The 21,749-nt window shown below is 42.4% G+C and carries 21 protein-coding genes; 15 read left to right on the plus strand and 6 right to left on the minus strand.

The window, feature by feature from the left end:
• Nucleotides 1-20: 20 nt before the first annotated feature.
• From QM424_RS05480 to QM424_RS05540, 13 genes are all read left to right on the plus strand, one after another.
• A complete protein-coding gene (locus QM424_RS05480) occupies nt 21-806 on the plus strand; it encodes an enoyl-CoA hydratase (protein ID WP_414393492.1) in 786 nt (261 codons plus the stop codon).
• Between the two features lie 91 nt (nt 807-897).
• Entirely contained in the window at nt 898-1,332 is a 435-nt protein-coding gene (gene fabT, locus QM424_RS05485; protein WP_414393494.1) for a fatty acid biosynthesis transcriptional regulator FabT, read from the plus strand.
• Nucleotides 1,332-2,306, plus strand: a complete 975-nt coding sequence (locus QM424_RS05490) for a beta-ketoacyl-ACP synthase III (protein ID WP_414393496.1) — start codon at nt 1,332-1,334, stop codon at nt 2,304-2,306. Before fabT ends, QM424_RS05490 begins: the two co-directional genes overlap by 1 nt.
• 58 nt (nt 2,307-2,364) lie before the next feature.
• Complete coding sequence (locus QM424_RS05495) at nt 2,365-2,589, plus strand: acyl carrier protein (protein WP_000257838.1); 225 nt, start codon at nt 2,365-2,367, stop codon at nt 2,587-2,589.
• A 223-nt stretch (nt 2,590-2,812) separates the two neighbouring features.
• On the plus strand, nt 2,813-3,787 hold the full coding sequence (gene fabK, locus QM424_RS05500; RefSeq protein WP_414393498.1) for an enoyl-[acyl-carrier-protein] reductase FabK: 975 nt from the start codon (nt 2,813-2,815) through the stop codon (nt 3,785-3,787).
• Entirely contained in the window at nt 3,780-4,703 is a 924-nt protein-coding gene (fabD, locus tag QM424_RS05505) for an ACP S-malonyltransferase (protein ID WP_414393500.1), read from the plus strand. Before fabK ends, fabD begins: the two co-directional genes overlap by 8 nt.
• Nucleotides 4,704-4,743: 40 nt before the next feature.
• On the plus strand, nt 4,744-5,475 hold the full coding sequence (gene fabG / locus QM424_RS05510) for a 3-oxoacyl-[acyl-carrier-protein] reductase (RefSeq protein ID WP_414393502.1): 732 nt from the start codon (nt 4,744-4,746) through the stop codon (nt 5,473-5,475).
• Nucleotides 5,476-5,496: 21 nt separating this feature from the next.
• Complete coding sequence (fabF, locus tag QM424_RS05515) at nt 5,497-6,732, plus strand: beta-ketoacyl-ACP synthase II (protein ID WP_261045616.1); 1,236 nt, start codon at nt 5,497-5,499, stop codon at nt 6,730-6,732.
• A 2-nt stretch (nt 6,733-6,734) separates the two neighbouring features.
• Nucleotides 6,735-7,220: an acetyl-CoA carboxylase biotin carboxyl carrier protein gene (gene accB, locus QM424_RS05520; RefSeq protein ID WP_414393504.1), complete on the plus strand. Its 486-nt coding sequence runs from the start codon at nt 6,735-6,737 to the stop codon at nt 7,218-7,220.
• The gene (gene fabZ / locus QM424_RS05525; protein ID WP_414393506.1) at nt 7,217-7,639 is read left to right on the plus strand and encodes a 3-hydroxyacyl-ACP dehydratase FabZ; all 423 of its coding nucleotides are present in this window, start codon (nt 7,217-7,219) and stop codon (nt 7,637-7,639) included. Before accB ends, fabZ begins: the two co-directional genes overlap by 4 nt.
• A gap of 11 nt (nt 7,640-7,650) precedes the next feature.
• Nucleotides 7,651-9,018, plus strand: coding sequence for an acetyl-CoA carboxylase biotin carboxylase subunit (accC, locus tag QM424_RS05530; protein ID WP_153223014.1), 1,368 nt, complete (start codon nt 7,651-7,653; stop codon nt 9,016-9,018).
• Nucleotides 9,019-9,054: 36 nt separating this feature from the next.
• Nucleotides 9,055-9,921 (plus strand): acetyl-CoA carboxylase, carboxyltransferase subunit beta, encoded by an 867-nt coding sequence (accD, locus tag QM424_RS05535; protein ID WP_414393510.1) that lies wholly within the window; start codon nt 9,055-9,057, stop codon nt 9,919-9,921.
• Nucleotides 9,918-10,685, plus strand: a complete 768-nt coding sequence (locus QM424_RS05540) for an acetyl-CoA carboxylase carboxyl transferase subunit alpha (protein ID WP_414393512.1) — start codon at nt 9,918-9,920, stop codon at nt 10,683-10,685. Before accD ends, QM424_RS05540 begins: the two co-directional genes overlap by 4 nt.
• A 262-nt stretch (nt 10,686-10,947) precedes the next feature.
• Here the strand turns inward: QM424_RS05540 and nusB are convergent, their stop codons facing one another.
• From nusB to gatC, 6 genes are all read right to left on the minus strand, one after another.
• Nucleotides 10,948-11,373 carry a transcription antitermination factor NusB gene (nusB, locus tag QM424_RS05545; RefSeq protein WP_261032180.1) on the minus strand — a complete coding sequence of 142 codons (426 nt, stop codon included), beginning with the start codon at nt 11,371-11,373 and terminating at the stop codon, nt 10,948-10,950.
• Nucleotides 11,366-11,755, minus strand: a complete 390-nt coding sequence (locus QM424_RS05550; protein WP_023938546.1) for an Asp23/Gls24 family envelope stress response protein — start codon at nt 11,753-11,755, stop codon at nt 11,366-11,368. Before QM424_RS05550 ends, nusB begins: the two co-directional genes overlap by 8 nt.
• 21 nt (nt 11,756-11,776) lie before the next feature.
• A complete protein-coding gene (efp, locus tag QM424_RS05555; RefSeq protein ID WP_000568643.1) occupies nt 11,777-12,337 on the minus strand; it encodes an elongation factor P in 561 nt (186 codons plus the stop codon).
• Nucleotides 12,338-12,467: 130 nt separating this feature from the next.
• Complete coding sequence (gene gatB, locus QM424_RS05560) at nt 12,468-13,910, minus strand: Asp-tRNA(Asn)/Glu-tRNA(Gln) amidotransferase subunit GatB (protein WP_414393515.1); 1,443 nt, start codon at nt 13,908-13,910, stop codon at nt 12,468-12,470.
• Nucleotides 13,910-15,376 carry an Asp-tRNA(Asn)/Glu-tRNA(Gln) amidotransferase subunit GatA gene (gene gatA, locus QM424_RS05565; RefSeq protein ID WP_414393517.1) on the minus strand — a complete coding sequence of 489 codons (1,467 nt, stop codon included), beginning with the start codon at nt 15,374-15,376 and terminating at the stop codon, nt 13,910-13,912. The genes gatB and gatA overlap by 1 nt, the downstream gene beginning before the upstream one ends.
• Nucleotides 15,376-15,678: an Asp-tRNA(Asn)/Glu-tRNA(Gln) amidotransferase subunit GatC gene (gene gatC, locus QM424_RS05570; RefSeq protein ID WP_000705424.1), complete on the minus strand. Its 303-nt coding sequence runs from the start codon at nt 15,676-15,678 to the stop codon at nt 15,376-15,378. The genes gatA and gatC overlap by 1 nt, the downstream gene beginning before the upstream one ends.
• 212 nt (nt 15,679-15,890) lie before the next feature.
• On the opposite strand from gatC, the gene QM424_RS05575 reads away from it, so the two are divergent.
• Both QM424_RS05575 and QM424_RS05580 read left to right on the plus strand, forming a co-directional pair.
• Nucleotides 15,891-17,435 carry a peptide chain release factor 3 gene (locus QM424_RS05575; RefSeq protein ID WP_414393520.1) on the plus strand — a complete coding sequence of 515 codons (1,545 nt, stop codon included), beginning with the start codon at nt 15,891-15,893 and terminating at the stop codon, nt 17,433-17,435.
• A 946-nt stretch (nt 17,436-18,381) separates the two neighbouring features.
• The coding region (locus QM424_RS05580; protein WP_414393522.1) for an accessory Sec-dependent serine-rich glycoprotein adhesin at nt 18,382-21,749 on the plus strand (3,368 nt) is incomplete at its 3' end.

A 21,749-nucleotide genomic window follows, 5' to 3' on the forward strand; every position in this document is an offset into this window, starting at 1 on the left:
TAAAATAAAAAGGAGTCCCGATGGAACACATTATTTATCAGCTTGATGAGGACTTGGCAATCCTTACCTTGAATCGTCCTGAGGTCGCGAATGGTTTTCATATCCCTATGTGTGAGGAGATTTTAGAAGCTCTGACTTTGGCAGAAGAGGATCCGGCTGTGCATTTTGTCTTAATCAACGCGAATGGCAAAGTCTTCTCTGTTGGGGGAGATTTGGTTGAGATGAAGCGGGCGGTGGATGAGGATGATATTCCATCATTGACGAAAATCGCAGAATTAGTCAATACTATTTCCTATAAAATCAAGCAAATAGCCAAACCTGTCTTGATGGAGGTTGATGGGGCTGTTGCAGGTGCCGCAGCCAATATGGCTGTAGCAGCAGATTTCTGTTTGGCAACGGATAAGGCTAAATTTATCCAAGCCTTTGTTGGGGTTGGCTTGGCTCCTGATGCAGGGGGAATTCATCTCTTGAGTCGAAGTATTGGTGTGTCGCGTGCTGCTCAATTAGCTATGACAGGAGAGGCTTTGAACGCAGAAAAAGCTTTAGAATGGGGGTTGGTTTATCGCGTCTGTGAAGCTGATAAGTTAGAAAAAACCAGAGAACAGCTTCTTAAAAAATTGAGACGCGGGTCAGCTAATTCCTATGCTGCTATTAAGAAGTTGGTTTGGGAGAGTCAATTTAAAGATTGGCAGAGTTACGCTACTTTAGAACTGAACTTACAGGAATCACTAGCGAAAACAGAGGATTTCAAAGAGGGAGTTCGGGCTCATTCGGAGAGAAGAAGACCTAAATTTACTGGAAAATAAAAAAATACTTGCACTGTTCTTTGAAGTTTGATATAATTTTTCTGTCAAATGTTTTGATTGTGAAAGTTTTTTGAAAAGGAGGGAAAAGAGATTGGACTACCAACGAATTAATGAATATTTAACATCTATATTTAACAATGTCCTCGTTATTGAGGAAGTTAGCTTGAGGGGTAGTCGTTTCAAGGATATCTCCATCAAAGAAGTCCATACAATCGATGTAATTGGAAAATTCCCAGATGTGACGCCAAGTCAAGTGTCGAAAGAGTTGATGGTGACTCTTGGGACGGTTACGACGAGTCTGAATAATCTTGAACGAAAGGGTTACATTGAACGCATTCGCTCAGAGCAGGATCGTCGTGTGGTGCATCTGCATTTGACAAAGAAGGGGCGCTTGGTTCATAGACTACATAAACGCTTCCACAAGGCCATGGTTGAAAAAATCATTGATGGTATGAGTAAGGAAGAAATTGATGTTATGAGCAAAGGGTTGACCAATCTTTATCAATTTTTGGAGGATTTGAGATAATGGCTTTTGCAAAAATAAGCCAGGTTGCTCATTATGTGCCAGAGCAAGTGGTTACAAATCATGATTTGGCTCAGATTATGGATACCAATGATGAGTGGATTTCAAGTCGGACGGGAATACGACAAAGGCATATTTCAAGAACAGAATCTACTAGTGATTTGGCTACAGAGGTTGCTAAGAAATTGATTGCAAAAGCTGGAATCACAGGAGAAGAGCTGGATTTTATCATCCTAGCTACTATTACTCCAGATTCGATGATGCCCTCTACAGCTGCTCGTGTCCAAGCCAATATTGGTGCTAATAAGGCCTTTGCTTTTGACCTAACAGCGGCTTGCAGTGGATTTGTATTTTCCTTATCAACTGCTGAAAAGTTTATCGCTTCTGGTCGCTTTCAAAAAGGCTTGGTGATTGGTAGTGAAACCCTCTCTAAAGCAGTCGATTGGTCAGACCGATCAACAGCTGTATTGTTTGGAGATGGTGCTGGTGGAGTCTTGCTAGAAGCTAGCGAGAAAGAGCATTTTTTGGCTGAGAGTCTCAATAGTGATGGGAGTCGTAGCGAGTGTCTGACCTATGGACATTCAGGCTTGCATTCTCCATTTTCAGATCAAGAAAATGCAGATTCATTTTTGAAGATGGATGGGCGCGCAGTCTTTGATTTTGCTATTCGGGATGTAGCCAAGTCTATCAAACAGACTATTGATGAATCTCCTATAGAGGCGACAGACTTGGATTATCTGCTACTTCATCAGGCTAATGACCGTATTTTGGATAAGATGGCTAGAAAAATCGGTGTCGATCGAGACAAGCTTCCAGCCAATATGATGGAATATGGCAATACCAGTGCAGCAAGTATCCCGATTTTACTTTCAGAGTGTGTAGAACAAGGTCTCATCCCTTTAGATGGTAGCCAAACTGTTTTGCTATCAGGCTTCGGTGGAGGCTTGACCTGGGGCACGCTCATTCTAACAATTTAGGTAATCATGTGGTGAACACATTGTTATAAAAAACTATTTATTTTAAAGGAGTCCTATCATGGCAGTATTTGAAAAAGTACAAGAAATTATCGTTGAAGAACTTGGAAAAGACGCATCAGAAGTAACACTTGAATCAACTTTTGATGATTTGGACGCAGATTCATTGGACTTGTTCCAAGTAATCTCAGAAATCGAAGATGCTTTTGATATCCAAATCGAAGCAGAAGATGACCTGAAAACAGTTGGTGACTTGGTTGCCTACGTTGAAGAGCAAACAAAATAATACTCAATGAAAATCAAAGAGCAAACTAGGAAGCTAGCCGCAGGCTGTACTTGAGTACGGCAAGGTGACGCTGACGTGGTTTGAATTTGATTTTCGAAGAGTATAAGCAGAATATAAGATAGAAGGAGTAGGGAAACCCGCTCCCTCTTGTTTAGGCAATAGTTTGATTTTCAAATTATGACAGTATCGAACTATTACGTAAGCAAGAAACGATGGAGGCACTATGAAAACGCGTATTACAGAATTATTGAACATTGATTATCCTATTTTTCAAGGAGGAATGGCTCGGGTCGCTGATGGTGATTTGGCAGGGGCTGTTTCCAAGGCTGGAGGACTAGGGATTATCGGTGGGGGGAATGCCCCGAAAGAAGTTGTCAAGGCAAATATTGACAAGATCAAATCGTTAACGGATAAACCCTTTGGTGTCAACATCATGCTCTTGTCTCCCTTTGTGGAAGATATTGTAGATCTCGTTATCGAGGAAGGTGTTAAGGTAGTGACAACAGGCGCAGGAAATCCTGGCAAATACATGGAACGCTTCCATGAAGCTGGGATCACAGTCATTCCTGTTGTACCAAGTGTTGCCCTAGCTAAACGCATGGAAAAAATCGGTGCGGATGCTGTTATTGCAGAAGGAATGGAAGCTGGGGGACATATCGGTAAATTAACTACCATGACCTTGGTGCGTCAGGTTGCTGCCGCTGTATCTATTCCTGTTATTGCTGCAGGAGGAATTGCGGATGGTGAAGGTGCTGCAGCTGGATTTATGCTAGGTGCAGAGGCTGTTCAGGTTGGAACGCGTTTTGTCGTTGCCAAAGAATCTAATGCCCATCCAAATTATAAGGCGAAAATTTTAAAAGCTAGAGATATTGATACTACGATTTCAGCTCAACACTTTGGGCATGCAGTTCGAGCTATTAAAAACCAATTGACTCGTGATTTTGAAAAAGCTGAGAAAGATGCCTTTAAACAAGAAAATCCTGATTTGGAAATTTTTGAACAAATGGGAGCGGGTGCTCTAGCTAAAGCGGTTGTTCACGGAGATGTGGATGGCGGATCTGTCATGGCAGGTCAGATTGCAGGGCTTGTTTCCAAAGAAGAAACAGCTGAAGAAATCCTAAAAGATTTGTATTACGGAGCAGCTAAGAAAATTCAAGAAGAAGCCTCTCGTTGGGCAGGAGTTGTAAGAAATGACTAAAACGGCCTTTTTATTTGCTGGTCAAGGTGCCCAGTATCTAGGTATGGGACGGGATCTCTATGATCACTACCCTATTGTCAAAGAGACGATTGATCAAGCGAGTCAGGTACTTGGTTATGATTTACGTCATCTCATTGATACGGAGGAAGAAAAACTCAATCAGACCCGCTATACGCAACCAGCTATTTTAGCAACTTCAGTTGCTATTTACCGATTATTGCAAGAAAAGGGCTATCAGCCAGACATGGTTGCTGGTTTGTCCCTTGGAGAATACTCTGCCTTGGTAGCCAGCGGTGCCTTGGATTTTGAAGAAGCGGTTGCTTTGGTAGCTATGCGTGGCGTCTATATGGAAGAAGCGGCTCCTGCTGGCTCTGGCAAGATGGTGGCAGTTCTTAATACACCAGTAGAGGACATTGAGGAAGCCTGTCAAAAAGCTTCTGAACTTGGAGTGGTTACTCCAGCCAACTATAATACACCTGCACAAATCGTGATTGGTGGAGAAGTGGTTGCAGTCGATCGAGCTGTTGAACTCTTGCAGGAAGCAGGAGCTAAACGCTTGATTCCTCTCAAGGTGTCAGGACCTTTTCATACCGCTCTCCTTGAGCCTGCTAGCCAGAAACTAGCTGAAACTCTAGCTCAAGTAAGTTTTTCAGATTTCACTTGTCCCCTAGTCGGCAATACAGAAGCAGCTGTTATGAAAAAAGAAGACATTGCTCAACTCTTGACGCGTCAGGTCAAGGAACCAGTTCGTTTCTATGAAAGTATTGCAGTTATGCAAGAAGCAGGCGTAACCAACTTTATCGAGATTGGACCGGGGAAAGTCTTGTCAGGCTTTGTCAAAAAAATTGATAAGACAGCTAAACTAGCCACTGTTGAAGATCAGACTAGTTTGGAAACTTTGCTAGAAAACAAGTAATCCCTTCTCCCATAAATACAAAAGGAAACAGGAGAAAAGAATGCAACTAAAAAATAAAAATATCTTTATTACAGGTTCGAGTCGTGGAATTGGTTTTGCCATTGCTCACAAGTTTGCTCAAGCAGGAGCCAACATTGTCTTAAACAGCCGTGGGGCAATTTCAGAGGACTTGCTATCCGAGTTTGCAGACTATGGTGTCAAGGTGGTTCCTATTTCAGGAGACGTGTCGGATTTTTCAGACGCTAAGCGTATGGTTGAGCAAGCTATTGCAGAGCTGGGTTCAGTAGATGTTTTGGTCAACAATGCAGGGATTACCCAAGATACCCTTATGCTCAAGATGACAGAAGCAGATTTTGAAAAAGTACTCAAGGTTAACTTGACTGGTGCCTTTAACATGACACAATCAGTCTTGAAACCGATGATGAAAGCCAGAGAAGGTGCTATCATTAATATGTCTAGTGTTGTTGGTTTGATGGGAAATATCGGTCAAGCTAACTATGCAGCTTCTAAGGCTGGTTTGATTGGTTTTACTAAGTCTGTGGCGCGTGAAGTGGCCAATCGCAATATCAGGGTTAATGCTATTGCTCCTGGAATGATTGAGTCCGATATGACAGCTGTTCTATCAGATAAGGTAAAAGATGCCATGCTGGCGCAAATTCCTATGAAAGAATTTGGGCAGGCAGAGCAGGTTGCAGATTTAACAGTATTTTTAGCAGGCCAAGATTATCTAACTGGTCAAGTGGTTGCCATTGATGGCGGCCTCAGTATGTAGCAGAAGCTAGAGGTAAAAAAGATGAAACTAAATCGTGTAGTAGTAACAGGTTATGGAGTGACATCTCCAATCGGAAATACACCAGAAGAATTTTGGAATAGTTTGACAACTGGAAAAATCGGAATTGGACCAATTACAAAATTTGATCATAGTGACTTTGATGTGCATAATGCAGCAGAAATCCAAGATTTTCCTTTTGATAAATACTTTGTTAAGAAAGATACCAATCGTTTCGATAACTATTCTTTGTATGCCTTGTACGCAGCCCAAGAAGCCGTTAATCATGCCAATTTAGATGTAGAGGCTATTGACAAGGATCGTTTTGGTGTTATCGTTGCCTCTGGTATTGGTGGAATCAAGGAAATTGAAGATCAAGTGCTTCGTCTCAATGAAAAAGGGCCAAAACGTGTGAAACCATTGACCCTTCCAAAAGCTTTGCCAAATATGGCTTCAGGAAATGTTGCTATGCGTTTTGGAGCAAACGGTGTTTGTAAATCCATCAATACTGCCTGCGCTTCATCAAATGACGCGATTGGGGATGCCTTCCGCTCAATTAAGTTTGGCTTCCAAGATGTTATGTTGGTAGGTGGTTCAGAAGCCTCTATCACACCTTTTGCTATTGCTGGTTTCCAAGCCCTAACAGCTCTCTCTACTACAGAGGATCCAAGTCGTGCTTCTATTCCATTTGATAAGGACCGTAATGGTTTTGTCATGGGTGAAGGTTCAGGGATGTTGGTTCTTGAAAGCCTTGAACACGCGGAAAAACGTGGGGCAACTATCCTTGCCGAAGTAGTTGGTTACGGAAATACCTGTGATGCCTACCACATGACCTCACCACATCCAGAAGGTCAGGGAGCTATCAAGGCCATCAAACTAGCCTTGGAAGAAGCTGAGATTTCTCCAGAGCAAGTAGCCTATGTCAATGCTCACGGAACGTCAACTCCTGCCAATGAAAAAGGAGAAAGTGGTGCGATAGTAGCTGTTCTTGGTAAGGAAGTACCTGTATCATCAACCAAGTCTTTCACAGGACATTTGCTGGGGGCTGCAGGCGCGGTAGAAGCTATCGTCACAATCGAAGCCATGCGTCATAACTTTGTACCAATGACAGCTGGAACAAGTGAAGTATCAGATTATATCGAAGCCAATGTCGTTTATGGACAAGGCTTGGAGCAAGAAATTCCATACGCTATTTCAAATACTTTTGGTTTTGGTGGCCACAATGCAGTTCTTGCTTTCAAACGTTGGGAGAATAAATAAGTATGAATTTAAACGATATTAAAGACTTGATGGCCCAATTTGACCAGTCAAGTTTGAGAGAATTTTCTTATAAAAATGGGACGGATGAGTTACAGTTTAGCAAGAATGAAGCGAGACTGGTATCTGAAGTTGCAGCTCAAGTCGCACCAGCGCCCGTTCTAACAACACCGAGTCCAGTAGCTCCTACATCTGCTTCAGCAGAGCCTGTAACAGAAGAAGTTCAAGCTCCAGCTGAAACAAGTGTGGCTGCTGAGGGAGATCTTGTAGAGAGCCCACTTGTTGGAGTGACTTACTTGGCTGCTGGTCCTGATAAACCTGCCTTCGTCACAGTTGGTGATAGTGTCAAAAAAGGTCAAACATTGGTGATCATCGAAGCTATGAAAGTCATGAATGAAATTCCAGCACCTAAGGATGGTGTGGTAACGGAAATTCTCGTTTCTAATGAAGAAATGGTTGAATTTGGTAAAGGATTGGTACGAATCAAATGATCGATATTCAAGGAATCAAAGAAGCCCTTCCCCACCGTTATCCTATGCTCCTAGTAGACCGTGTGTTGGAAGTGAGCGAGGACACCATTGTTGCCATCAAAAATGTGACCATTAACGAGCCCTTCTTTAATGGTCATTTCCCTCAATACCCAGTTATGCCAGGTGTTTTGATTATGGAAGCCTTGGCGCAAACAGCTGGTGTCTTGGAGTTGTCAAAACCTGAAAATAAGGGGAAACTGGTCTTTTACGCTGGTATGGACAAGATTAAGTTCAAGAAGCAAGTTGTACCAGGCGACCAATTAGTTATGACAGCGACTTTTGTAAAACGTCGTGGGACCATTGCCGTGGTTGAAGCAAAGGCTGAAGTGGATGGCAAGCTTGCAGCCAGTGGTACTCTTACCTTTGCAATAGGGAACTAAGGAGGTTCTCCATGTTTCGAAAAATTTTAATTGCCAATCGTGGTGAAATTGCGGTTCGTATTATCCGTGCGGCGCGTGAATTGGGGATTGCGACGGTGGCGGTTTATTCAACTGCTGATAAGGAAGCCCTTCATACGCTTTTGGCAGATGAAGCAGTTTGTATCGGTCCTGGCAAGGCAACAGAGTCTTATCTCAATATTAATGCGGTTCTATCAGCTGCAGTCTTGACTGAGGCAGAAGCCATTCACCCCGGTTTTGGATTTCTCAGTGAAAATTCCAAATTTGCAACCATGTGTGAAGAAGTGGGGATTAAGTTTATCGGCCCATCTGGTCATGTCATGGATATGATGGGAGACAAAATCAATGCGCGTGCTCAGATGATTAAAGCAGGCGTGCCTGTTATACCAGGTTCAGATGGAGAAGTGCATAATTCTGAAGAAGCCTTGATTGTTGCTGAAGAAATTGGCTATCCTGTTATGCTCAAGGCTTCAGCAGGTGGAGGTGGTAAAGGGATTCGTAAGGTTGAAAAACCAGAAGACCTCGTTTCCGCCTTTGAAACTGCCTCTAGCGAAGCCAAGGCTAATTATGGCAATGGTGCCATGTATATAGAACGGGTTATCTATCCAGCTCGTCACATCGAGGTTCAAATCCTAGGAGATGAGCATGGACATGTGATTCACTTGGGTGAACGGGATTGTTCTCTTCAACGGAATAATCAAAAGGTTTTGGAAGAAAGTCCTTCGATTGCAATCGGAAAAACGCTACGCCATGAAATTGGTGCTGCTGCTGTTCGAGCGGCAGAGTCTGTTGGCTATGAGAATGCAGGGACCATTGAGTTTCTGCTTGATGAATCCAGCGGTAAATTCTATTTTATGGAGATGAATACTCGTGTACAAGTAGAACATCCAGTAACAGAATTTGTTTCAGGTGTGGATATCGTTAAGGAACAAATTCGCATTGCGGCAGGTCAACCTCTGTCTGTTAAGCAAGAAGATATTGTTCTACGAGGTCATGCTATTGAATGTCGTATCAATGCTGAAAATCCAGCCTTCAACTTTGCTCCAAGTCCAGGTAAGATTACCAATCTCTATCTGCCAAGTGGAGGAGTTGGTTTGCGCGTAGATTCAGCAGTTTATCCAGGTTATACCATTCCCCCCTATTATGATAGTATGATTGCCAAAGTCATCGTTCATGGAGAGAATCGTTTTGATGCTTTGATGAAAATGCAGCGTGCCCTCTATGAACTAGAGATTGAGGGAGTGCAGACCAATGCGGATTTCCAGCTTGACCTCATTTCAGATCGCAATGTCATTGCTGGAGATTATGATACTTCCTTCTTGATGGAAACCTTTTTACCCAAGTATCAAGAAAAAGAATAAAATGACTTCAAGAGTTTAAATCGAAAAGGGGAATCAATGGCTCTATTTAGTAAAAAAGATAAGTATATTCGAATCAATCCCAATCGTTCGGTTAGGGAAAAACCTCAAGCCAAGCCAGAGGTTCCAGATGAATTATTCTCCCAGTGTCCGGGTTGTAAGCATACCATTTATCAGAAGGATCTGGGAAGTGAGCGTATCTGTCCACATTGTAGCTACACCTTTCGTATTTCTGCCCAAGAACGCTTGGCTTTGACGATTGATATGGGAACCTTCAAGGAATTGTTTACAGGGATTGAAAGCAAGGATCCCTTGCATTTCCCTGGTTATCAAAAGAAACTAGAAGCTATGCGTGAAAAAACAGGTCTGGATGAAGCCGTTGTGACAGGAACAGCTCTTATTAAAGGTCAGACTGTGGCTCTTGGGATTATGGATTCCAATTTTATCATGGCTTCTATGGGTACAGTTGTAGGTGAAAAAATCACTCGTTTGTTTGAGTATGCGACTGTCGAAAAATTGCCAGTTGTCCTCTTCACAGCTTCTGGTGGAGCCCGTATGCAGGAAGGAATCATGAGTCTCATGCAGATGGCCAAGATTTCTGCAGCAGTTAAACGCCATTCAAATGCTGGTCTCTTTTATCTGACCATTTTGACAGATCCAACGACAGGTGGTGTGACAGCTTCTTTCGCTATGGAAGGCGATATCATTCTGGCTGAACCACAGAGCTTGGTCGGTTTTGCTGGGCGTCGTGTGATTGAAAACACGGTTCGTGAAAGCTTGCCTGAGAATTTCCAAAAGGCAGAATTCCTATTGGAACATGGCTTTGTGGATGCTATTGTCAAAAGAAGAGACTTACCAGATACGATTGCTAGCCTAGTCAGATTGCATGGAGGGTGTCCTAGATGAATATTGCAAAAATAGTCAGAGAAGCGCGTGAGCAGAGTCGCTTGACAACCTTGGACTTTGCGACAGGCATTTTTGATGACTTTATCCAATTACACGGTGACCGTTCTTTTCGTGACGATGGTGCAGTTGTTGGTGGTATCGGCTGGCTTGGAGATCAATCTGTAACAGTGGTTGGTATCCAAAAAGGCAAGAGTTTACAAGATAACCTCAAGCGGAATTTTGGTCAACCGCATCCAGAAGGCTACCGTAAGGCCCTTCGTTTGATGAAACAGGCTGAAAAGTTTGGTCGTCCAGTTGTGACCTTTATCAATACTGCAGGTGCTTATCCTGGTGTCGGAGCGGAAGAACGTGGACAGGGAGAAGCTATTGCTCGCAATCTCATGGAAATGAGTGACCTGAAAGTTCCGATTATCGCCATCATTATAGGTGAAGGTGGTTCAGGTGGGGCTCTGGCTCTAGCAGTCGCAGACCGTGTTTGGATGCTGGAAAATTCTATCTATGCCATTCTCAGCCCAGAAGGTTTTGCTTCCATTCTATGGAAGGACGGAACTCGTGCCATGGAAGCAGCAGAGTTGATGAAAATCACTTCGCATGAACTGTTAGAAATGGACGTGGTGGATAAAGTGATTTCTGAAGCAGGACTTTCTAGTAAAGAACTGATTAAGAATGTAAAAAAAGAACTCCAAGATGAGCTAGCTCTACTTTCACAAAAACCGCTAGAAGAGTTGTTGGAAGAACGTTACCAACGATTTAGAAAATACTAATATAAAAACTAGAACTGACTGCCAGTTCTAGTTTTTATGTGCTTCTTATACTCAATGAAAATCAAAGAGCAAACTAGGAAACTAGCCGCAGGTTGCTCAAAGCACTGCTTTGAGGTTGTGGATAGAACTGACGAAGTTAGCTCAAAATACTGTTTTGAGGTTGCAGATGTAAGCTGACGTGGTTTGAAGAGATTTTCGAAGAGTATTACTCTGTGCAGAGGGGAAAGTCAAAAAGTGCTTGGAAGACCAAACACCTTTTCGATTATTCATTTTCTTCAGTTACAAATTGACTAAGCAGTCCATTGATAAAACGGGCTGATTTTTGATCTGAAAAATTCTTAGCAAGTTCAATAGCTTCATTGACTGCTACCAGCTGAGGTGTATCAAATGATGTGATTTCAAAGATTCCCAAGCGTAGTAAGTTTTTTTCGACCAAAGTCAAACGTTCAACTGTCCAGCCTGACTTGAGGTGCTGGTTGATTTGTGTATCCAACTCGTCTTTCTGAGCTTGAACACCAGAAACCAAGTTTAGAAGAAAGGCAGGGATTTGCACATCTGCATCTTCACGGTCATGTGTGTAGGCAAAGTGACAAGCTGTTTCCATATCTGTACCGAATTCAAGGCTCATAAGAGCTTGAAAAGCGCATCTACGAAGTTCGCGTCTAGATTCTAATAATGGACTAGTCATTGAGGAAGTCCTCGTTAAATAGATCTTTCAACTCAGGTTTTGGTGTTTTATCTGGAACGATTCCTGTAACATGGATATTGACAGCAGAAAGTTCCACATCAGCCATATCATGGACAGCATCTTTGACCGCTTTTTGAATAGCAAGAGCAACTTTTGGTACTTTCACACCGTACTCAAGATAGAGGTAGATGTCAGCAGTTAGTTCTTCGTTGCTTTCTTTTAAGTAGACGCCACGACCAAGAGAGAGTTTTGATAGGGTATCAGATACGGATTTATTTGAAAATGAGTGGACACCATCAACTTTAGCAGTTGCGATGGCAATGATTTTTTCAAGTACACGTGGAGCGATAACGATTTCGCCAAATTGTTCTTCAATTCCCATAGAATGACCTCTTTCTAGAGATTAGGCACGAGAAACGTAAGTTCCTTCTGCAGTGTTGATGATCAATTTTTGTCCAGCTTCGATGAAGTCAGGAACGTTGACAACAAGTCCAGTTTCCATAGTTGCTGGTTTACCAGAACCTGTAACAGTAGCACCCTTGATAGATGGTTGTGTTTCAGCAACTGTCAATTCAACAGTAGTTGGTACAGTTACACCGATTACTTCAGTTCCGTAGAATTGGATTTTCACATCAGAGTTTTCAAGGATGTAAAGCAATTCATTTTCAACGTTTACGACTGGGATTTCGTATTGGTCGTAAGTTTCAGTGTTCATGAAGTAGGCAGTTTCATCCATTTTGTACAAGTATTGAGCTGGAACAGTTTCAATAATAGCTTGTTCGAATTTTTCTTCTGGACGGTAGCTTGTATCAAATGTAGAACCAGTACGGACATCACGCAATTTCATACGCATGATCGTGTTTCCTTTACCTGGTTTGTGGTGGCTAGCTTCCAAAACGCGGATCAATTTTCCGTCTGCAGTTTCAAATGTCATACCAGCTTTCAATTTGCTTGCTTCAATCATGTTTTTACCTCTTTAATAAATATTATTACTCTTCATTTTACCATAAAATGTTCTGGAAATAAAGCCAAAATAGTTATTGGGAGATGGTAGGGGAGAAAAAACCAACCTCAGGGCTGGTTTCTTTTACATATTAATCTTCTTTCAACTTCGCCAATTCTTGGGCAAGTAGTTTAAGGGCGACTTGTGGGTTGGCTTGGCCTTTGGTTGCTTTCATAAGGAAACCTGTGAAGGCCTTGTCTGCGTTACGTTTACCTGACTTGAAGTCGGCAACTGCGGCTTCGTTATCCGCAAAGACTTGATGAATGATTGGAATCAAGACATCTGGATCTGAGATTTGAACCATGCCTGCTTTTTCAACGTATTCACGCGCGCCTCCACCATTTTTAGCTAGGTGGACAAAGACTTTCTTGGCAATCTTAGAAGAGATCGTACCGTCTTCGATGATGGCAATCATTTCAACCAAGTTTTCTGGTGTCAATTTGATTTGTTCAAGTGTCTTGCCTTCTGCGTTCAAGAACTGAGCGACTTCCCCTTGGAGCCAGTTAGAGACTTGTTTGGCGTCGCCACCTAGGGCAACAGCTTTTTCAAAGAAGTCAGAAGTGACTTTATTTGCAGTCAACTGGCTAGCATCGTAGTCTGACAAGCCAAGGTCAGATACATAACGCGCACGGCGTTCTTTTGGAAACTCTGGTAATTCTGTCCGCATTTCCTCAATCCACTCGTCTGAGATTTCAAAGAGAGGTAGGTCTGGTTCTGGGAAGTAGCGGTAGTCTGCAGCCCCTTCTTTGACACGCATGAGGATGGTTGCTTTGTTAGCTTCATCATAACGGCGTGTTTCTTGGCGGATTTGACCACCTGAGCGAAGGATTTCAGCCTGACGTTGGACTTCGTATTCAAGCCCCTTGCGAACATTTGAGAAGGAGTTGAGGTTCTTCAACTCTGTCTTGGTACCGAATTTCTCTTGACCATACGGACGAAGAGAGATATTGGCATCCACACGCATAGAACCTTCTTCCATCTTAACGTCAGAAATACCAGCGTACTGGATAACTTCCTTGAGGGCAGTTAGGTAAGCATAGGCTTCTTCTGGTGAACGCATATCGGCTTCAGATACAATCTCGATCAAAGGCACACCTTGGCGGTTGAGGTCAACGTAAGAGTAGCCGTCTGTACCGTGGGTGTTTTTACCAGCGTCTTCTTCTAGGTGGGCACGTTCGATACCGATTTTCTTAGTCGTACCGTCTTCTAGCTCGACTTCAATCCAGCCGTTGTAACCGATTGGCTCATCAAACTGAGAAATTTGGTAGGCTTTAGGATTATCAGGGTAGAAGTAGTTCTTGCGGTCAAAGTGCATCTTTTTGTGGATGTCCATATTGAGGGCAAGAGCAGCCTTGATACCGGCATCGACAACACCTTTATTGAGAACCGGAAGTACTCCTGGGAAAGACCAGTCAATCACGTTAGTATTGGCATTTTGGTCATTTCCGAAGTGGGCAGAAGTAGGTGAGAAGATTTTTGAATTGGTGTTGAGCTCTACGTGGACTTCAAGTCCAATGACTGTTTCAAAGTTCATTAGTTGTCACCTCCAAAAATCACGGGTTGTTGTTTGTGGTAGTCTGTTGTTGCTTCAAAAGCAGCAGCAGCTTGGTAAATGGTTTCCTCAGAGTACTTAGGACCGATCAATTGGAGTCCGACAGGGAGCCCTTGAGAGAATCCAGCTGGAATCGAAATTCCTGGTAGACCAGCTAAGTTGACTGGGATGGTCAAGAGGTCAGCCAAGTACATGGCAACTGGGTCATGGTTGAGTGAATCCAAGTCATAGGCAACACTAGGAGCAGTTGGGCCCAAAATCAAGTCGTAATCCGCGAAGACTTTTTCGAAATCTTGAATGATGAGGGTACGAACCTGACCAGCTTTCTTGTAGTAGGCATCGTAGTAACCTGATGAAAGGCTGAATGTACCAAGCATGATACGACGCTTCACTTCTTCACCAAAACCTTGGCTTCGGCTGTTTACATAGATTTCATCAAGGTTAGTCGCATCCTCTGCGCGGTAGCCGTAACGGATACCGTCAAAGCGTTGCAAGTTTGATGAAGCTTCTGATGAAGCGATGATGTAGTAGACTGCCACACCGTATTTAGAGTGAGGAAGGCTGACTTCTTCAACGATAGCACCAAGTTTTTCAAAGTGTTTAGCAGCGTTCAGAATGGTTTCCTTAACCTCTGGGTCAATCCCTTCGCCAAGGTATTCCTTAGGCAAAGCGATTTTCATACCCTTGATGTCTTGACCGATTTTTGAAGTAAAGTCGGCAATGCGGACAGGAGCAGAAGTAGAGTCTTTGGCATCTTCGCTGGCAATAGCGTTGAGCAAGAGAGCATTTTCCTTAACAGTAGGAGCAAAAGGTCCAATCTGGTCTAATGAACTACCAAAGGCAATGAGACCGAAACGTGAAACTGTTCCGTAGGTTGGTTTGAGACCAACAATCCCATTGAAGGCAGCAGGTTGGCGGATAGAGCCCCCCGTATCAGAACCAAGTGACAAGCGAACTTGTCCTGAGGCTACAGCTGCGGCAGAACCACTTGATGAACCACCAGGAACCTTGTTTTGATCCCAAGCGTTTTTAGTCGCACCATAGTGTGAAGTTTCACCTGAACCACCCATGGCAAATTCGTCCATGTTGGTTTTCCCAACAACAATCATGCCCTTGGCTTTTGCATTGGCAACGGCTGTTGCATCAAAAATTGGCTCATAGTTGTAGAGCATTTTTGAGGCTGCAGTTGTGAGAATACCGTCTGTAGAGATGTTATCCTTAACAGCCAATGGAATTCCTGAAAGGACATTATCAGCATCGATTCCAGCTTTATCAATGGCTTTAGCTTGAGCAAGAGCTTGGTCTTCAGCGATGGTAACAAAAGCGTTAATAGCTGTCTCGCGAGACTTGATATCTTCAAGCGTAGCTTGTGCCAATTCTGTTGCAGAAATTTCCTTAGAAACAAGGAGATTGTGCAAGTCTTCAATGGTTTTATTGTTAAAAGTCATTAGGCATCTCCTCCATCGTCTAGGATAGCTGGTACCTTGATATAATAGTTATCTTTTTCAGGTACGTTTTTAAACAAGCGATCACGGTTTGTTCCTTCTTCGGCCACATCAGGGCGGAGTACAGTCTTGCGGTCAGCCATAGTTGTAGTTGGTGCGACACCAGTTGTGTCAACTTCGCCCAGCAATTCAACCATGTCAACAATCTTGGACAAGGTAGTCGCAAAGGCAGCAGTTTCTTCTTCAGAGAATCTTAATTTTGAAAGATTGGCAACGTGTGTTACCTCTTCTTGCGTAATTTTCATCTTGCATCCTTTCGTGAAATGATGATTTTTAGTCTGTTCTATTTTACCATATTTTCCTATAAATAAGGGAGGGGGAGCTGAAAAGAAATAGAAATTGAAAAAAATGCTAAAATCCGATATAATGTAGTGTTGAAAGGAATGGTAAAATCCAATGTAGAAATCATTCTTAGCTATTGAAACAAGAAAAATAGAGAATCAAAGAAAGAGAACTTATGAATATTCAAGAAGAAATTAAGAAACGTCGTACCTTTGCCATCATCTCCCACCCGGACGCGGGGAAAACTACTATTACTGAGCAATTGCTCTACTTTGGGGGCGAGATTCGTGAGGCTGGTACCGTAAAAGGAAAGAAAACAGGGACTTTTGCCAAGTCTGACTGGATGGATATCGAGAAGCAACGTGGGATTTCGGTGACTTCATCTGTTATGCAGTTTGACTACGATGGTAAGCGCGTCAATATCCTCGACACACCAGGGCACGAGGACTTCTCAGAAGATACCTATCGTACCTTGATGGCGGTGGATGCTGCGGTCATGGTCGTGGACTCTGCCAAAGGTATCGAGGCCCAAACCAAGAAATTGTTTGAGGTTGTGAAACACCGTGGTATTCCAGTCTTTACCTTTATGAACAAGCTAGACCGTGATGGTCGTGAGCCGCTGGACCTCTTGCAAGAATTGGAAGAAGTCTTGGGTATTGCTAGCTATCCGATGAACTGGCCAATCGGGATGGGGAAAGCCTTTGAAGGGCTCTATGACCTCTATAACCAACGCTTGGAACTTTACAAGGGTGATGAGCGTTTTGCTAGTCTTGAAGATGGAGACGAGCTTTTTGGTAGCAATCCTTTCTATGAGCAAGTCAAGGATGATATTGAACTTTTAAATGAAGCTGGGAACGAGTTTTCAGAGGAAGCTATTCTGGCTGGAGAATTGACACCTGTCTTCTTTGGTTCGGCTCTTACTAACTTTGGTGTTCAGACCTTCCTTGAAACCTTCCTCAAGTTTGCTCCAGAACCACATGGGCACAAGAAAATAGATGGCGAAATTGTGGATCCTTATGACAAGGATTTCTCAGGATTTGTCTTTAAAATCCAAGCCAACATGGACCCTCGTCACCGTGACCGTATTGCCTTTGTCCGTATCGTATCGGGTGAATTTGAGCGTGGCATGAGTGTCAACCTACCTCGTACTGGTAAAGGGGCTAAACTTTCGAATGTGACTCAGTTTATGGCGGAAAGTCGTGAAAATGTGACTAATGCTGTAGCAGGAGATATCATCGGGGTTTACGATACCGGTACTTATCAAGTTGGAGATACCTTGACAGTTGGGAAAAATAAATTTGAATTTGAACCCCTGCCAACCTTTACACCTGAAATTTTCATGAAAGTATCTGCTAAGAATGTCATGAAGCAAAAATCCTTCCATAAAGGAATCGAGCAATTGGTGCAAGAAGGAGCCATTCAGCTTTATAAGAATTACCAAACAGGCGAGTATATGCTGGGTGCTGTTGGTCAACTCCAGTTTGAAGTCTTTAAGCACCGTATGGAAGGCGAGTACAATGCGGAAGTGGTCATGAGCCCAATGGGTAAAAAGACCGTTCGTTGGATCAAGCCTGAAGACTTGGATGAACGGATGTCATCAAGCCGAAATATCTTGGCTAAAGATCGTTTTGACCAGCCAGTCTTCCTCTTTGAAAATGACTTTGCCCTCCGCTGGTTTGCGGATAAGTATCCAGATGTAGAGTTGGAGGAGAAGATGTAACTCAGTACCAACAATTGGAACTAAAGTTCCTAATTGTTGGACGCTAGCCGCTATTTCGCGGTCTAGCTAACTGCTTTGCTAACTACGTTTGGCAAATGAAATCGATTTATAAAACTCAGTGTCGTAATCTAATAATAGGTAACCGCTATGGCGGTCTACCTAAACGCTTCACTAGGAAAAATCCACGAATATTATCGATTGGTGGATTTTTCCGTCGTAATGGAAAGGAAGCGAACTAGCTAACTGCTTTACTAACTACGTTTTGTAAATGGAATCGATTTGCCAAACTCCGTGTCGTGGTGTAACAATCGGTTTACCTAAACGCTTCACTAGGCAAATTCCACGAATGGTATCGATTCGTAAAACTCAGCGTCGTAATCTAACAATCGCTAACCTTTATGTTGGTTGATCTAAATATTCTGATAAGAGAAGTCCAGGAATGCTATATTCATGGGCTTTTTCCTTGTGGTATTGTGGGCTTTTTTGTAAGAGTTAGTAGGTCGAGCTATTTGCATTACTAAAGTGCAACCTTTTTGGTTCTCAGCTTGCTCAAGAAATATCGTAGTTAAACTATATACTTTATACTTTGAAATTTACTATCTCTTAATTCTAATGAAAACAGCGAAGAGTTCCTTGAATAACATACAATATATATGGCTATGCGAAGGAAAATGATGCTCTTTTTAATTTTGGATAAGTATGACGTATTCATCGGTAAAAATAATGGATTTTTCTTTTTTATAGACCAGTCAATAAGGGATTCAGTTATCTAGTATATTAATTTTGTTTATCAATGAAGAATTCATACAAAACAAATCAGAAAATGCTTTTTTTTTTTAGCAAGAATACTAAAAAATAAGTTGACTTAACATAGTGATTTGTGTATAATAGGAAACGATTGCATTAAGATAACTACTATAGTACTTTTTTTGGAGGAAAAAAATAAATGTTTTTCAGACGTCAAAAGGGTCAATATCGCGAAACTGATCGTGTGACTCGATACAAACTGGTAAAATCCGGTAAGCATTGGTTGAGAGCCTCAACCTCTCTTTTTGGCTTATTCAAGGTTTTACGTGGTGGTGTGGATACTACTCAGGTTATGACCGAAGTAGTAGAAAACCAAACTAATCAAACGATTACAGGTCTTGATATTATAAGAGGTATTGCAGCAACAGGTGCCGTATTAGGCGGGACTGTTGCTACTCAGACAAAAGTTTTTGCAAACGAAGCGGTAGCCCTTGAAAAAACGTTAGATAGTTCAGATGCTTTAGCAACGCATGATACAGTTGTCCTTGGTACAACTGCAAAAGTGGATGCGGAGAATTCGGCAAGTCTGTCTCATTCAGTAAGCGAGAGTGTATCTAGCTCAGAATCAATATCCACTAGTCTATCAGCTAGCGCTAGCACTTCTGCTAGTATGTCAACAAGTGCCTCAGAAAGCGCGTCAACTTCGGCTAGCGTTTCAGCAAGTACTTCTGCAAGCTCTAGTCAGTCGATGGTGGCGTCAGGTAATAGTGCACTTTCTACTACTGCTTCTGAAACTTCTGGAAAAGCAGAGTCTGTGTCAAAAGAAAGTCAGTTGGCTAAAGAAGGGTTATCTGCCTCTAAGCTAGGTGCTCCTGTATTGGAATCAGCTAAATTGGAAAAAGGTTTGCTTGATACGAATGCAGAAATAAGTAGTTTGGCAGGAGTGACTGCTGGTGCCATAGCAACATCGGAAGTTTCAGCTAAACAACAGGATGAAAATCGTAAGAAGTTAACCAAACTTTCAGCTGAAATGGGTGAGTACCTAGCAAAAGCGGTCGGTTTACCTAATAGTGATGCAGCTATAGCGAAAGTGAATGCTGCGGTGACTGCTATCGAGACAGCTCTTGCTAATCCTAAGGCAGATTTGACCGAAACTGTAAAACTAGCGACCTCTGCTCGTAACTCGATTGCTAATGCTGTGTTGAGAGTCAATTCAGGTACGCGTGATGCACGAAATGGTCAACGTATGGGCAATGGGGCACATCCTAGAGCTTTGCCTACTTCGTTAATCACGAACACGTTTGCTAGCAATAGAACATCGGCTTCGCTTGAATCAGGTCAGTATAATAAGAATACACATGAAGTGATTTGGCGTATCAATATGCACTCAGATAATGCCTTGGATTATGCTGGTTTACTTGCCAATGTAGATCCAAATACGACCATCACCCGTGTTACTTTTAATAATCAACCAATGGAGAAGCGCGGTGGTTCAGGGAATGAGTACATTTTCAATAAACGTCATGATTTAAATAGAAATTTAGAGGCAACGATTGAAGTTCATGCCACTGTAAATGAAAAATCAAGCAATGCCAGATTGGATGCCCGAGTTGCTACAAGTAGTCAACCATTTACAAGTACGAATGTTTCTGGTAATTACACGAATTTGATGACCTCTTATGTCCATACAGGTAGAGCAGGAAGTCAAAACGGTGCTGTGAGAAATCAGGGACGCGCAACAGATAATCCCCCTACAGTTGAATTGCCAAAATTACTTGAAGTTTTCAATGATGATTCTGTAAATATCAATATGGTATTTAGAGATGATAAGGCTTTGAGATTCTTTTATAAAGGAAATAATCCTATTATAACAGGTTTACAAGGAAAAAATTTCCCTGGACAAATCAACTTTGCGACTCTTAAACAAGATCCTAAAACAGGACTCAATACAGCCTATGTTTATGAACAAAAGCAGTGGACAACCGAGATTTATGGTACGATTGGTCGGGACAATGGTTGGAAACCGATGACTCCTGGGGACTATAACATTGAGTATGGTGCTGATGATACTGCCGGACAAAAAACAATGACCACTATGACTGTTCGTATTCACGGATTTAATGAGCGTCAATCGCCTATAAGCGGTGCGACTGTCGCAGTTAATAATACGACAAATCTGAGTCAGGCGGAAAAAGATCAAGTATTGGCTAACTTTAAAGCAGCCAATGCAAACGTTCTCTCAAGTACAGACTACAAAAAAGGATCTGAAGAAGGTTCTATCAGTGTAGCTGATAATGGAGATGTTACCATTACTTATCGTGATGGAACCACGGATACAGTAACAAATAATGTTAAGTATGGTGTGGAGAAGACAACTGAGCACTTCTATGCAGTTAGCGACGAACCTTTATCTAAGATAAATCCAAGAAGTCTTGTGCGCACAGTTGGCGGAGCATCTGACTTCCCTAGTGGGACAACGTTTGCATGGAAACAAGGTCAAGCTCCTACAATGGAAGCGATGAAAGACGGCGTGAACCCTCGTACTGCGATCTTAACAGTAACTCACCCAGATAAAAAGACTACGGATTTAACATACAAGTACACAGTTTATCAAAAAATTGAGACTAAAACTAACAATGGAGTTCCAGGTAAGTTCTATGCCTTTAAAGCAGTGCCGGGAACGGATGTAACTGTTGGTGGTAGCTATGCTAATAATATCGGTGGATATTCAAGCTTCTATATAAATAATGATGCTAAGGTGTCGCCGAATCCTCTTCCTTCAGGGACTACATTTGCTTATGAATATCAACTGAATGATAATCGCTCAACACCTGTACGTAAACAAGATGGCTCTCCAGCCTTTAGTAGCGTGTGGCATACAACTGCAGATTCAGCTACAACCCACAGCACGACCTATAAAGCAATAGCAACTTATCCAAAAGGGCGACTTGGTGATGTAACAACTGCAAATCCTGCCCTCACAAGTACAGTGAGCTTTAATTATACAGTAGTTGATCCGGTAGCTAAGCAAGAGTATGTTACAACGGTTGGTAATACAACTCCGCTCAATGATATTATTTCCAATCCGAGCAATGCAGTTAAAAATTCTGACTCTAGTGTAGCAATTCCAACTGGCACAGATTATACTTGGGTATCTGCACCAGATGCTTCATCTCCGGGTATCTATAAGAAAGAAGTCAAAGTTACTTTACCACAAGGTTCAACGGATAAACCAAGAAATGCAACAAACGTTCCTGTAACTATCAAAGTTAGACCAAACCCACCACAAATCTCAACAGATCAGGTAACGAATACAGGTGGACTTCCAAATAAAGGAATTACCGTAACAGACGCTTTACCAGGCGCTACAGTTACTTTGACAATCAATGGTAAACAACTTCCATCTAAAACAGCAGATAGCAGTGGAAGAGTAACATTTACTGCAAATGAATTAGCAGACAGTAACGGCTTGCTTCCAACAGGAAATGTAACAGTTAAACAAAGCAAGGCATTTGATAATCCAGTAACAGGTCAAAAGGAAACGTTGACATCTGATGAAAGAACAGT

The organism is Streptococcus mitis, from assembly GCF_047464945.1.
Taxonomy (GTDB): domain Bacteria; phylum Bacillota; class Bacilli; order Lactobacillales; family Streptococcaceae; genus Streptococcus; species Streptococcus mitis_EA.